Origin of the sequence: Phycicoccus jejuensis, from assembly GCF_044797865.1 — a bacterium.
GTDB classification, from domain to species: domain Bacteria; phylum Actinomycetota; class Actinomycetes; order Actinomycetales; family Dermatophilaceae; genus Phycicoccus; species Phycicoccus jejuensis.
Window position 1 is genome coordinate 2,064,762 of record NZ_CP085209.1, and the last position, 13,451, is coordinate 2,078,212.

The 13,451-nt window shown below is 74.8% G+C and carries 12 protein-coding genes; 7 read left to right on the plus strand and 5 right to left on the minus strand.

Translation table 11 applies throughout. The features are described from left to right. Positions 1-123 precede the first annotated feature (123 nt). Both LG324_RS09690 and LG324_RS09695 read right to left on the minus strand, forming a co-directional pair. Positions 124-327: a hypothetical protein gene (locus tag LG324_RS09690; RefSeq protein ID WP_030529250.1), complete on the minus strand. Its 204-nt coding sequence runs from the start codon at positions 325-327 to the stop codon at positions 124-126. 179 nt (positions 328-506) lie between these two features. Further along, complete coding sequence (locus LG324_RS09695; protein ID WP_215514460.1) at positions 507-698, minus strand: antitoxin; 192 nt, start codon at positions 696-698, stop codon at positions 507-509. A 144-nt stretch (positions 699-842) separates the two neighbouring features. Between LG324_RS09695 and def the strand changes: the two genes are divergently transcribed. Genes def through ggt form a run of 4 tightly spaced genes read left to right on the plus strand, consistent with a single transcriptional unit; the run spans position 843 to position 5,247 of the window. After that, complete coding sequence (gene def, locus LG324_RS09700; RefSeq protein ID WP_030529252.1) at positions 843-1,481, plus strand: peptide deformylase; 639 nt, start codon at positions 843-845, stop codon at positions 1,479-1,481. Beyond that, positions 1,478-2,434: a tRNA (adenosine(37)-N6)-dimethylallyltransferase MiaA gene (gene miaA, locus LG324_RS09705; RefSeq protein ID WP_404353138.1), complete on the plus strand. Its 957-nt coding sequence runs from the start codon at positions 1,478-1,480 to the stop codon at positions 2,432-2,434. The genes def and miaA overlap by 4 nt, the downstream gene beginning before the upstream one ends. Further along, entirely contained in the window at positions 2,427-3,305 is an 879-nt protein-coding gene (gene dapF / locus LG324_RS09710; RefSeq protein WP_404353104.1) for a diaminopimelate epimerase, read from the plus strand. The genes miaA and dapF overlap by 8 nt, the downstream gene beginning before the upstream one ends. A gap of 58 nt (positions 3,306-3,363) precedes the next feature. Next, the gene (gene ggt, locus LG324_RS09715) at positions 3,364-5,247 is read left to right on the plus strand and encodes a gamma-glutamyltransferase (protein WP_404353105.1); all 1,884 of its coding nucleotides are present in this window, start codon (positions 3,364-3,366) and stop codon (positions 5,245-5,247) included. Here ggt and LG324_RS09720 read toward each other — a convergent pair. Beyond that, positions 5,238-5,843 (minus strand): class I SAM-dependent methyltransferase, encoded by a 606-nt coding sequence (locus tag LG324_RS09720; protein ID WP_404353106.1) that lies wholly within the window; start codon positions 5,841-5,843, stop codon positions 5,238-5,240. The genes ggt and LG324_RS09720 overlap by 10 nt on opposite strands. A 93-nt stretch (positions 5,844-5,936) precedes the next feature. On the opposite strand from LG324_RS09720, the gene hflX reads away from it, so the two are divergent. Next, on the plus strand, positions 5,937-7,400 hold the full coding sequence (gene hflX / locus LG324_RS09725; protein WP_404353107.1) for a GTPase HflX: 1,464 nt from the start codon (positions 5,937-5,939) through the stop codon (positions 7,398-7,400). Positions 7,401-7,622: 222 nt separating this feature from the next. After that, positions 7,623-8,720 (plus strand): GNAT family N-acetyltransferase, encoded by a 1,098-nt coding sequence (locus tag LG324_RS09730; RefSeq protein WP_404353108.1) that lies wholly within the window; start codon positions 7,623-7,625, stop codon positions 8,718-8,720. Here the strand turns inward: LG324_RS09730 and LG324_RS09735 are convergent. Next, entirely contained in the window at positions 8,713-10,416 is a 1,704-nt protein-coding gene (locus tag LG324_RS09735; RefSeq protein WP_404353109.1) for a formate--tetrahydrofolate ligase, read from the minus strand. The two genes, LG324_RS09730 and LG324_RS09735, sit on opposite strands and share 8 nt — an antisense overlap. A gap of 162 nt (positions 10,417-10,578) precedes the next feature. Between LG324_RS09735 and LG324_RS09740 the strand changes: the two genes are divergently transcribed. Next, entirely contained in the window at positions 10,579-12,852 is a 2,274-nt protein-coding gene (locus LG324_RS09740) for an ATP-dependent DNA helicase (protein WP_404353110.1), read from the plus strand. A 6-nt stretch (positions 12,853-12,858) separates the two neighbouring features. Here LG324_RS09740 and LG324_RS09745 read toward each other — a convergent pair whose 3' ends face one another. Next, positions 12,859-13,422: an adenylate kinase gene (locus tag LG324_RS09745; protein WP_404353111.1), complete on the minus strand. Its 564-nt coding sequence runs from the start codon at positions 13,420-13,422 to the stop codon at positions 12,859-12,861. Between the last annotated feature and the right edge of the window lie 29 nt (positions 13,423-13,451).

The following is a 13,451-nucleotide window of genomic DNA, read 5'->3' on the forward strand; positions in this document are numbered from 1 at the left end:
AACCCGACCACCAGAGGGTCGCGTTTCACCTCGACCGCGGTGGGGCAGCGGGAGTCGAGGTGAAACCCGACCACCAGAGGGTCGCGTTTCACCTCGACCGCGTGAGGAAGCGAGCGTCCCGGCTCAGACGAGGGACACGACGAGCCAGCCTGCTCCGGCACACACCGCGAGCACGGCGGCGAGGCCCCCGACGACCCGCAGGGCGGACCGGCGTCGGCGCGTCACGACGGCCTGCTCGGCCTGCGTGGACCTCACGGCGTCGTACAGCGGCGTCGGGTCGAAGGGCTCGATGTCGAGCTTCGGCAGACCGGAGTGCCAGTGCGACACGGAGGATCCTCTCGTCGTGATGGGGGAGCGGCCTGTCGACCATAGGGCCCGCAGCGGGTCGTTCGCGCCGGATCCGGGCCCGCGACACGGGTCTTGACCGAACCCCGAGGAGACCGTGACCGAACGGACGAGACCCCCGACCGGTCGTTCGGTCGGGGGCCTCGCGGCCGCGGTTCTGCTCAGCGTCCGCCGATCGCCTCGTCGGCCCGGGTCTGTGCGCTGTCGACCTGGTCGGCGTACTTGCCGCCGGTCAGCGAGTCCACGGCGTCGCCGCCGCGCTCGATGGCCTGGTCGCTCAGCGACTCGACCTGGTCCGGGTGCTGCTCGGCCAGCTCGGTGAGCTTCTCCTTGGCACTGTCGAGGAATCCCATCGGCGACCTCCTTCCGTTTCGGGGACAGGGCGCGCCCGCGACGGGGCGCCCCTCCAGTGGACACCCGGGGGTGCCCGCCGCGCCAGCCTTTTCAGTGCCGGGTGCGGTGCGGCTCGGTCGGCGCACTCTGGAAGAATCGCGCGCATGGCCATCCGACCCGTCGTCATCTGCGGCGACCCCGTGCTCCACCGACGCGCCGAGCCCGTCGAGGTCATCGACGACGGCATCCGCGAGCTCGTCGCGGACATGTACGAGACGATGGACGCCGCGCGCGGCGTCGGCCTCGCGGCCCCCCAGATCGGCGTCGGCCTGCGGATCTTCACCTGGCAGCTCGGCAACGAGGACGGCATCCCGGCCCGTGGCGTCGTCATCAACCCCTACCTCGTCCCCGCCAAGGCGGTGCCCGGCGACCCCGACCCGCACGACGAGTCCGAGGGCTGCCTGTCGGTGCCCGGCGAGGCCTACCCGCTGCGCCGCGGCGAGAGCGCCGTGCTCACCGGTCAGGACCTCGACGGCTCCGAGCTGCGCTACGAGGCCACCGGGTGGTTCGCCCGGATGCTCCAGCACGAGTACGACCACCTCAACGGCTTCCTCTACGTCGACCGGCTGCAGGGCAAGTGGGCCCGCCGCGCGAAGAAGGCGGTCAAGGCCAACGGCTGGGGCGTGCCCGGCCTGTCGTGGATGCCCGGCGAGGACCGTGACCCGTTCGGCCACGACGACGTCGACGACGACGGCCTCGACGCCGAGGGCGGCGGCCACGACCACGGGGACGGGGCGCGCTGAACCCGGCGCCGCCCGTCGTCGCCGTCGTCGGGGCCACGGCCACCGGCAAGTCCGGCCTCGGGGTCGCGCTCGCGCACCGGCTCGGCGGTGAGGTCGTCTCGGCCGACGCCTCCCAGCTCTACCGCGGGATGGACGTCGGCACGGCCAAGCTGACCCTCGCCGAGCGCGAGGGCGTGCCGCACCACCAGCTCGACGTCCTCGACGTCGTGGAGGAGGCGAGCCTCGCGGCCTACCAGCGGGAGGCGCGGGCCGACCTCGGGGCGGTGGTCCAGCGGGGGCGCGTGCCGCTCCTCGTCGGGGGTTCGGGCCTCTACGTCCGGGCGGCGCTCGACCGGCTCGAGATCCCCCCGACCGACCCCGAGGTCCGCGCGGCGCTGCAGGCCCGCGCCGACACCGAGGGCACGCCGGCGCTGTACGACGAGCTGGCGACGCTCGACCCCGCCGCCGCGGCCGCCATCGAGCCGAACAACACCCGGCGGGTCGTGCGAGCGCTCGAGGTCGTCCGGCTGACCGGCCGGCCGTTCAGCGCGACGATGCCCACCCGCGAGCTGCTGCGCCCCACCGTGGTCGTCGGCCTGCGGGTGCCCCGCGACGAGCTCGACGCCCGCATCGCCCGACGCACCCGGGCGATGTTCGACGCCGGCCTCGTCGAGGAGGCGCGCGGGCTCGTCGAGCACGGGCTGCGCGAGGGCCGCACCGCGAGCCGGGCCGTCGGCTACGCCCAGGCGCTCGCGGTCCTCGACGGCACGTCGACGCTCGAGGAGGCGGTCGAGGACACCGCGCTGCGCACCCGGCGCCTCGTGCGCCGCCAGGAGTCGTGGTTCGGCGCGGACCCGCGCATCCACTGGCTCGACGCGACCGGCCCGCGGCTGCTCGACGAGGCGCTCGCGCTCGTCGAGCAGGCGCAGGACGCCCGGTGCGGGGCGGGATGCGACGATGGGCCGCATGGCTGACCGGTTGGCGTTCACGAAGGGGCACGGGACCGAGAACGACTTCGTCCTCGTCCCCGACCTCGACGGTGCCCTCGGGCTGAGCGCGGGCCGGGCGGCGTGGCTCGCCGACCGGCGCGCCGGCCTCGGCGGCGACGGCGTCATCCGGGTCCTGCCGACGGAGGCCGCGGACGAGCCGTCGGTGCGCGAGCAGGCCTGCGACGCACGGTGGTTCATGGACTACCGCAACGCCGACGGCTCCGCCGCCGAGATGTGCGGCAACGGCACCCGCGTCTTTGCCGAGTACTTGCGCCGTGAGGGGCTCGAGACCGCCGACGAGTTCGTCATCGCGACCCGGGCCGGGGCCAAGGTCGTCCGCCGCGACGGCGACCACTGGGCCGTCGGCCTCGGCCCGTGGCGGCTCGCCGACCCGGTCGCGGCCGAGCGCGACGGGTTCGACGCGCTCGTGCACGTCGGTGAGGGCGACCCGTACTCGGCGCTCTCGGTCGACCTCGGCAACCCCCACACCGTCGTCGCCCTGCCCGAGGACGTCGACCTCGACGCGCTCGACCTGACCCGCGCGCCGGTCGTGCGCCCCGAGCCGCCGCACGGCACCAACGTCGAGCTCGTCCGCCCCGTCGGGCCCGGCCACGTCGTCCTGCGCGTCCACGAGCGCGGGGTCGGCGAGACCCGCTCGTGCGGCACCGGGGCCTGCGCGGCGGCCATCGCGACGAGCTTCTGGGCCGGGTCCCTCGACACCGGCGCGTCGTGGGTCGTCGACGTCCCGGGCGGCCGGCTCGCGGTGCGCCTGTCGGACGGCGGCGGGGTCGAGCTCGCCGGGCCCGCGGTGCTCGTCGCCGACGGCTCCGTGCCGCTGGGCCTCCTCCCGGCCTGAGCCCGGGCCGCGCCGCTCTCGCCGCGACAGGCCGCGGACCCCGGTCTACGGTGCTGTGATGGGGACCACATCCACCGTCGCACCCGTCCGCCCACGCCGCCTCGCGGCCGCCGGCCTCGCCCTCGGCCTCGCGGCGGCGCTCGGCGCCGGCGCGCCGTCGGCGCAGGCCCACGGCGGACCCGGGCACCCGGGGCACGGGGGCCCGCCCCCGGTCGGGCACGAGCTGCCCAAGGTCGCGGTGATGACCGGCTCGGGCGGGGCGGTCGCCAGCGTCGACCCGGTGGCCAGCCAGGTCGGCATCGACGTCCTGCGGGCCGGCGGCAACGCAACCGACGCCGCCGTCGCCACGGCGGCCGCGCTCGGGGTGACCGAGCCGTACTCGACCGGCATCGGCGGCGGTGGCTTCTTCGTGCACTACGACGCGCGCCGGCACCGGGTCCAGACCATCGACGGCCGCGAGGCCGCACCCGCCACGTACGACGCGCACCAGTTCCAGGCGCCCGACGGCACCGCCCTCGACTTCGCCACGGTCGTCGGCTCCGGCCAGTCGGTCGGTGTGCCCGGCACGCCCGCGACCTGGCAGCGAGCCGTGGAACGGTGGGGGACACGGAAGCTCGGCACGCTCCTCAAGCCGGCGGAGGAGATCGCCCGGCGCGGCTTCGTCGTCGACCAGACCTTCCACGACCAGACCGCCGACAACGCCGAGCGGTTCTCGGTCTTCCCCGCGACGGCGCGGGTGTTCCTGCCGGGTGGTGAGGCGCCGGCCGTCGGGTCCGTCTTCCGCAACCCCGACCTCGCCCGCGCCTACCGCGAGCTGCGCACGCACGGCGTCGACAGCCTCTACCGCGGCCGCCTCGGCGACGCCGTGCTGGCCGCCTCGCGTCGTCCGGCCACCGTGCCGGGGACGAGCGTCGCCGGGGGCGAGCTGACGCGCGCCGACCTGCGCCGCTACCGGGCGCTCGACAAGGACCCGGTGCACTCGCGGTACGAGGGCCGGGACGTCTACGGGATGCCGGTGCCGAGCAGCGGCGGCATCGCCGTCGCCGAGATCCTCAACCTCATCGAGGCGTACGACGCCCGGACCGGTACCCCGACCTCGCGCGTCGACGAGGTGCAGTACCTCCACCGCTTCTCCGAGGCCTCCGCCACGGCCTTCGCCGACCGCAACCGGTACGTCGGCGACGTGCGCGGCGTCCCGGCCCGTCAGCTCGTCTCGCAGGCCTTCGCCGACGAGCGGGCCTGCCTCTTCTCGGGCACCGCGGCGATGGCCCGCCCGGTGCCCTTCGGCAGCCCCGACGGGGACTACGCCGGGTGCGACGACGGCTCGGCCTCCGGGGTGCTGCCGCACGACGGGATGTCGACGACCCACCTCTCGGTCGTCGACCGCTGGGGCAACGCCGTGTCCTACACCTCGACGATCGAGCAGACCGGCGGCTCCGGCATCACGGTGCCGGGCTGGGGCTTCCTGCTCAACAACGAGCTGACCGACTTCGACTTCGTGCCGGTCACCCCCGGCGTCCCGGACCCCAACCTGCCCGGCCCCTCGAAGCGGCCGCGCTCGTCGATGGCGCCGACCATCGTCCTCCACGACGGCCGGCTCGAGCTCGTGGCCGGCAGCCCCGGCGGCGCGACGATCATCACGACGGTGGCCCAGGTGCTCCTCGGGCACTACGAGCGCGGCCTCACCGTCGCGGAGGCGCTCCAGGCGCCGCGGCTGTCGAGCCGCAACGGGACGAGCGAGCAGGTGGAGCCGGCGATCGCCGGCGGCCCGGTCGGGGCCGGCCTGGCCGCGCTCGGGCACCGGCTGTCGCAGACGTCGGAGATCGGGGCGGCGACCGCCATCAGCGTGCTGCGCGACGGGCGCTACACGGCCGTCGCCGAGAAGGTGCGCCGTGGTGGAGGCTCGGCCATGGTCGTGCGGCCGCAGGGGCGTCAGCCCTGACGGACCTCGAGCACACGGAACCCCTTGACCGAGGTGCGCCGGGTGCAGGGCATCCCGAGCTCGTGCTGCACCCAGCGCTGGAGGCTGTCCGAGCCGAGGTTCTTCTGGACCACGAGGGACGCGACGCCGTCGGGCGCGAGGCGGGGGAGCCAGGTGCTCAGGAGGTCGTGGAGGACCGCCTTGCCGACGCGGATCGGCGGGTTGGACCAGATGACGTCGAAGCGCACGTCGGCGGGGACGGCGTCGGCGGTGCCGGCGCGCACGCCGTCGAGGCCGAGGGCGGCGGCGTTGCGGCGGGTGAGGTCGAGGGCGCGCTCGTTGACGTCGACCGCCCAGACCGTCGCGGCCGGCGAGCGCAGCGCCAGGGTAAGGGCGACCGGCCCCCAGCCGCAGCCGAGGTCGAGGAACGTCCCGGCGGGCGGGGGAGCGGCGACCTCGTCGAGGAGCACGGCGGTGCCCTTGTCCAGGCCACCGGGCGAGAAGATGCCGCGGGCGACCTCGACCTCGACCGACCGCCCGGCGAGGCGCACCCGCAGGGGGCGTCGCTCGGCGTCGCTCGCGGGCTGCGCGGTGAAGTAGTGCTCGTGCTCGCTCATCGGGTCGAGAGGCTAGCGGCGCGGCCGCCGTCGGCGTGAACCGGAAGAATGCGGTCGCCTCCGGGCGTTGGACGGTGAGACCCTAGGGAGAACATGACTGGACGACACACCATCACCGGGCGGGCCGCGGCGCTCGCCGACTCCACCCGCCTCGACGACGCCGGGTTCGTGCTCGACGACGAGGCCTTCGACTACGACGGCGACCAGTACGACCGCGAGGAGCGGGCCGCGCTGCGCCGCGTCTCCGGGCTCTCGACCGAGCTCGAGGACGTCACCGAGGTCGAGTACCGCCAGCTGCGGCTCGAGCGCGTGGTGCTCGCCGCCGTGTGGTGCGACGGCACGCTCGTCGACGCCGAGAACTCCCTGCGCGAGCTGTCCGCGCTCGCCGAGACCGCCGGCTCCGAGGTGCTCGCCGGCGTCATCCAGCGCCGCACCAACCCCGACCCCGCGACCTACCTCGGCAAGGGCAAGGCCGCCGAGCTGCGCGACGTCGTCATCGCCGAGGGCGCCGACACCGTCATCTGCGACACCGAGCTCGCGCCGAGCCAGCGGCGTGCCCTCGAGGACGTCGTCAAGGTCAAGGTCATCGACCGCACCGCCCTGATCCTCGACATCTTCGCGCAGCACGCGAAGAGCCGGGAGGGCAAGGCGCAGGTCGAGCTCGCCCAGCTCCAGTACCTCCTGCCCCGCCTGCGCGGCTGGGGCGAGTCGATGTCACGGCAGGCCGGTGGCCAGGCCGCCGGCGGCCAGGGGATGGGCTCGCGCGGCCCGGGTGAGACGAAGATCGAGCTCGACCGCCGGCGCATCAACAGCCGGATCGCCAAGCTGCGCCGCGAGATCAAGGACATGAAGACGACCCGCGACACCAAGCGCGGGGGCCGCCGGGCCAACCGCGTGCCGGGCGTCGCGATCGCCGGGTACACCAACGCCGGCAAGTCGAGCCTGCTCAACCGGCTGACCGGTGCCGGGGTGCTCGTCGAGAACCAGCTCTTCGCCACCCTCGACCCCACGGTGCGCCGCGCCGAGACGCCCGACGGGCGCCTCTACACGCTCGCCGACACGGTCGGGTTCGTCCGCCAGCTGCCGCACCAGCTCGTCGAGGCCTTCCGCTCCACGCTCGAGGAGGTGGCCGACGCCGACCTGCTGCTGCACGTCGTCGACGGCTCGCACCCCGACCCCGAGGGGCAGATCTCCGCGGTCCGCGCCGTCCTCGCCGACGTCGACGCGACCGACGTCAAGGAGGTCATCGTCGTCAACAAGGCCGACCTCGCCGACCCCGAGGTGCTCGACCGGCTGCGCCGCCACGAGAAGCACTCGATCATCGTCTCCGCCCGCACCGGCGAGGGGATGGACGAGCTGCGCGCGCTCGTCGCCGAGGAGCTGCCGCGGCCGGACGTCGACGTCGACGTGCTCGTCCCCTACGAGCGCGGCGACCTCGTCAGCCGGGTCCACGAGACGGGGGAGGTGCTCGAGAGCGAGCACGTCGCCGACGGCACGCGCCTCACCGCGCGCGTCGACCCCGAGCTCGCCGAGGACCTCTCCGCCTACGCCGTCTGACCTGGTGATCTGCGGCGCGTCGAGCGCCGGGCGGGACCGGGTTCCGGCACGAGCTTCCGCGTCGTCACAGTGACGACGCGGAAGCCGGCCGTGGACGGGGATGCATCCCCGTCACGAGAAAACAACCGCGTCGTCACGGTGACGGCGCGGTTGTTCGAGCGGCCTCGTCCTGCGCTGCCCCCTGACGCTGCTGTTGCGAACAGTTTGCAATAGGGTGCCCGGGTGACGACCGTCCGCACCCTGCTCACCGACCGCCTGCGGCTGCGACTGCTCACGCCGGACGACCGCGACCTCTGGGTGCGGCTGCACACCGACCCCGAGCAGTACCCGTTCGCACCGTGGGCCGTGGCCCGCACCACCGACGAGGCTTCGGAGAAGCTCGACCTCGCTCTCGCGCACTGGGTCGAGCACGGCTTCGGGTACGGCGTCGTCGAGGACCGGGGCTCGGGGGAGGCGCTGGGCGTCGCGGGGGTCATCCACGGCCGCGAGCGGCGCCACCTCAACCTCTACTACCGCTTCGACCGTCCGCACCACGGGCGCGGGCTCGGACCCGAGGCGGCGCGGGCCGTGGTGGCGGACGCGCTCGAGCACGGCCCCGCCCTGCCGCTCGTCGCCACCGCCCGGCCGGAGCACCTCGCGTCCACCCGCACCGCCGAACGGGCCGGCCTGACGCACGTCGGCGCCGCCGACGAGGGCGCTCTTCTGCCGGGGGTGCCGCCGGAGGTCGTCGCGCGCGCCCGGGCCGCCGACCCCGCCGACGTGCCCGCGCCGGTCGTGCTCGTCGCGCCGTCCGTCCACGTCCACCGGGCACCCTTCGACCCCGGGGTCCGCGCCGAGGTGCTCGACCTCTGGTGCGCCGTCAACGACGCCGGCGGCGCGGTGGGCTTCCTGCCCGGCGCGGCCCGCGGACGGGTGGCCGAGGCGCTCGCGGCGCACGAGGACTCGATGGCCGACGGCCGTGCCGTGGCGGTGCTGCTGAGGGACCCGGTCGGGGCCCTCGTCGCGCTCGGCTGGTGGGTGGAGGGCCCGAACCCGCTGCTCGCCCACCGGCGGACGGCCTTTCGCGTGATGTCGCACCCGGAGCGGCGCGGCCGCAACCTCGGCCGACTGCTCATGGCCGCGCTGCACCGGGTGGCCCGCGCGGACGGCGCCGAGGTCGTCGAGCTGGGGGTCCGCGGCGGCACGGGTGTCGACGCCTTCTACGCCGGCCTCGGGTACGAGGAGGTCGGCCGGCTGTCCGGTGGCATCCGGGTGGCGCCGGGCGACGAGCGCGACGACGTGTGGATGGCCCGCCGGCTCGACGGGCGCCGGCTCAGCTGAGGCCGACGATCCGCCCGTCGTCGTCGACGTCGATGTGCTCGCTGGCCGGCACCTTCGGCAGCCCCGGCATCGTCATGATCTCGCCGGTGACGAGGACGACGAAGCCGGCGCCGGCGGCCAGCCGCACCTCGCGGACCGAGACCGTGTGGCCCTCGGGCGCGCCGCGCAGCGTCGGGTCGGTCGAGAACGAGCTCTGCGTCTTCGCCATGCAGATCGGCAGGTGGCCGTAGCCCTCGGCCTCGATGGCCGCGAGCCGCTTGGCCGCCTTCGGCTCGAAGACGACGTCGGCCGCGCCGTAGACCTTCGTCGCGACGGCGCGGGCCTTCTCGGCCAGCGGCACGTCGTCGGGGTAGACCAGCTGCATGTCGGCCGTCCCGCCCTCGATCACCTCGAGGACGCCGCGGGCCAGGGCCTGGGCGCCCGCCCCGCCCTCGGCGTAGTGCGTCGCCTCGTAGGCCCGGAAGCCCTCGGCCTCGACGAGGCGCAGGACCTCGGCGACCTCGGCGTCGGTGTCGGTTGGGAAGCGGTTGAGCGCGACGACGGCCGGCAGCCCGTAGACGTCGCGGACGTTGCGCAGGTGACGGCGCAGGTTGGCCATTCCGGCGGTGACGGCCTCGACCGACTCGGGCCCGAGGTCGGCGACGGCGACGCCGCCGTGGTACTTGAGGGCGCGGACGGTGGCGACGACGACGACCGCCGACGGGCGCAGGCCCGAGGTGCGGCACTTGATGTCGACGAACTTCTCGGCGCCGAGGTCCGCCCCGAACCCCGCCTCCGTCACGACGTAGTCGGCGAGCCTGAGCGCGGTGCGCGTCGCCATCACCGAGTTGCAGCCGTGCGCGATGTTGGCGAACGGCCCGCCGTGGACCATCGCGGGCGTGTGCTCGAGCGTCTGGACGAGGTTGGGCGCCAAGGCATCCCGCAGGATGACGGTCATCGCGCCGTGCACCTTGAGGTCGCGGGCGTGCACGGGCTGCTTGTCGCGGGTGTAGCCGACGACGATGCGCCCGAGCCGTTCGCGCAGGTCGGCGACGGAGGTCGCGAGGCAGAGGATCGCCATCACCTCGGACGCGACGACGATGTCGAAGCCGTCCTCGCGCGGCACGCCGTTGGCGACGCCGCCGAGCCCGACGACGACGTCGCGCAGGGCGCGGTCGTTGAGGTCGACGACGCGCTTCCAGGTGATGGTGCGCGGGTCGATGCCGAGCGCGTTGCCGTGGTGGAGGTGGTTGTCGAGGACCGCCGAGAGCAGGTTGTTCGCGGCGGCGATGGCCGCGAAGTCGCCCGTGAAGTTGAGGTTGATGTCGGTCATCGGGACGACCTGGGCGTAGCCGCCGCCGGCCGCGCCGCCCTTGATGCCGAAGACCGGTCCCATCGAGGGCTCGCGCAGGGCGACCATCGCGTTCTCGCCGAGCGAGGCGAGGGCGTCCGCGAGGCCGACCGACGTCGTCGTCTTGCCCTCGCCCGCGGGCGTCGGGGAGATCGCCGTGACGAGGACGAGACGGCCCTCGGGGCGGTCCGCGAGCGAGCTGACGAAGCCGAGCGAGACCTTGGCCTTCGTGTGCCCGTAGGGGACGAGGTGCTCGGGGTCGATGCCGAGCTTCTCTCGCGCCAGCTCGACGATCGGGGTGAGCTCGGCGGCTTCGGCGATCTCGATGTCGGGCGGGACGGGACGGGTCTGCGCACTCGTGGTCACGGTCGCCATCGTGGCACCCGCCGGGCCGGTGCGACAAGGGAAGCGACGCGCTGTTCGCAACGCGCCGCGCCATACGCAACACAAAGCGAGGGCTTCCGCCCGGCTGACGCTACCGGGGGACGGCCGCCGGAGCGCGTCGGGCCGACCGCCTAGGCTGCTCGGGTGCCCGACCTCGACGACCTCCTCCACGCCGCCGTCGGGGGCGTCGGCGGCACCGAGCGCCCCGGCCAGGTCGAGATGGCGCACGCGGTGGCCCGGGCCGTCGAGACCGGCGAGCACCTGCTCGTCCAGGCCGGCACCGGCACCGGCAAGTCCCTCGCCTACCTCGTGCCCGCCGTCCAGCACGCGATGGCGACGGGGAAGACCGCCGTCGTCGCCACGGCGACGCTCGCCCTCCAGGCGCAGATCGTCGACCGCGACATGCCGCGCCTCGCCGAGTCGCTGACGCCCGTGCTCGGCCGCCGCCCGACCTACGCGCTCGTCAAGGGCCGCCGCAACTACGTCTGCCTGCACAAGCTCGAGGGCGGCTTCCCGGACGACGACGCCGACAGCCTGCTCGCGGTCGGCGACGTCGACCGCGCCGCCTCTCGCCTCGGGGCCGAGGTGGTGCGCCTGCGCGACTGGGCCGAGGTCACCGAGTCCGGCGACCGCGACGAGCTCGTTCCGGGTGTCTCCGAGCGCGCCTGGCGGCAGGTGTCGGTCAGCGCCGAGGAGTGCCTCGGGTCGCGCTGCCCGATGGTCGCCGAGTGCTTCGTCGAGCGATCCCGCGAGGCCGCGCGCGACGTCGACGTCATCGTCACCAACCACTCGTTCATGGCCATCGACGCCTTCGAGGGCCGCCAGATGCTGCCCGAGCACGACGTCCTCGTCGTCGACGAGGGCCACGAGCTCGTCGACCGCGTCACCTCGACCATCACCGACGAGCTGACCCCCGGGTCGGTGCGGGCCGCCTCGAAGCGCGCCGGGCGTCAGGCCGACTCCGCCGAGGCGCTCGACGACGCCGCCGCGCTCCTCGAGTCCGTCCTCGAGCCGATGCCCGAGGGGCGGCTCACCGCGGTGCCCGACTCGCTCGCGCTGGCGCTCGGACGCATCCGCGACGTCGCCCGCCAGGCGCAGACCGAGCTCAAGCCGCAGCAGGGCGAGGAGGTCGACGGCGCCAAGCAGGTCGCGCGCGCCGCCGTCGAGGACCTCTTCGAGACGGCCGCCCGGATGCTCGAGGAGCGCGAGCTCGACGTCGTCTGGCTCTCCAAGGACCCCCGCCGCGGCCCGGTGCTGAGGGTCGCGCCGATGAGCGTCGCGATGCTGGTGCGCGACAAGGTCTTCGAGGACCGGACGGTCGTCATCACCTCCGCCACACTGGAGCTCGGTGGCACCTTCGACGCCGTCGCCGGCACCATCGGCCTGCGCGGCGAGGGCGCCCCGCGCTGGCGCGGCCTCGACGTCGGCAGTCCGTTCGACTACCCGAAGCAGGGCATCGCCTACGTCGCGAAGCACCTGCCGCCCCCGGGGCGCGACGGCACGGCGCCGCAGACCTTCGACGAGATCGAGGCGCTGGTCCGCGCCGCGAACGGACGCACCCTGGGCCTCTTCTCGTCGATGCGCGCCGCGCGCGAGGCCACCGAGGAGATGCGGAACCGGCTGGAGGACACCGACATCGTCATCCTCTGCCAGGGCGAGGACCAGATCTCGACCCTTGTCCGCGAGTTCGCCCGCGACGTGCGCACCTGCCTCTTCGGCACGCTGTCGCTCTGGCAGGGCGTCGACGTACCGGGGTCGTCGTGCCAGCTGGTCATCATCGACCGCGTGCCGTTCCCGCGCCCCGACGACCCGCTCGCTTCGGCGCGCTCGCAGGCCATCGCCCGGATGGGCGGCAACGGGTTCATGGCCGTCTCCGCCACGCACGCCGCGCTGCGGCTCGCGCAGGGCGCGGGCCGGCTCATCCGCCGTGGCGACGACCGCGGGGTGGTCGCCTTCCTCGACTCACGGATGATGACCGCGCGCTATGCCGGCTTCCTCCAGCGCTCGCTCCCGCCCTTCTGGCCCACGGCCGACCGCGAGATGGTCCTCGGGGCGCTGCGGCGCCTCGACGAGATCGCGCCCCCGCCGCTGCCGGTCCTGGAGCCGACCCGGCGCGGGCTGACCGGCGCCGTCGCCGGCACGTCGATGGCGGCCGCCGCCCCTGTCGCCGGGGTCACCGAGGCCGACGAGCGGCCGGTCGCCGACGCCCCGCCGCCCCCGCCGTCCTCGCGCACGGCCGTCACCGAGGGCCACGCGTGGACCGCGCAGGAGGACGAGGAGCTGCGCGACGGCGTCGAGCTCGGTCTCTCGCTCGGCGAGCTCGCCGAGTCGATGGAGCTGCCGCCGTCCGCCGTCGAGGCGCGGCTGGCCGGCCTCGGCCTCGAGGCCGGGAAGGGCCCGACCCTCACCTTCGACTGACCGCCGTCAGTCACTCGGCGAGGGTTCGAGCGCGGACAGCCACGTCTCCGTCCCCCGCGGGTCGGTGAACCGGAGCACCGGCGGGCCGTCGGGCGCGGCGCACATCGTGGCGACCTGCTGCTGCTTGCGCCGGAACGAGCGGTGGTGCCACGCGAGGATCGAGTCGCGCGAGAAGGTCTGTCGCCACGACTCGACGTTGCCGCCGCAGATCTCCTCCCGGTCGACGAGCCGCCGCGCCGTGCGCCGGAGCAGGCGGCTCAGCGAGACCCGGCGCCGATAGTCGAGGGCGACGACGAGGTCCGTGCGCTCGAGCACGAGGTCGCGCGTCGCGCTCCACAGGGAGTCCATGACCCACGCGGGACCCTCGACGTGGGGGCGCACGGCCCCGACCTGGGCGGCCGGGCCGAGCTGAACCCACCCGGGGCGCCACATGAGGTCGTCCGTCGCGACGTGGGGGACCCCCGTGGCGGCCGCCAGCCGGGCGGCGAACGTCGACTTGCCCGACCCGGTCACGCCGACGACGACCACCCGGCGGTGGCGGGCAGGGTCGAAGGGGGCGTCGAGGAGCACCGGGGGATCGTAGGACGACTCGGGGGCGG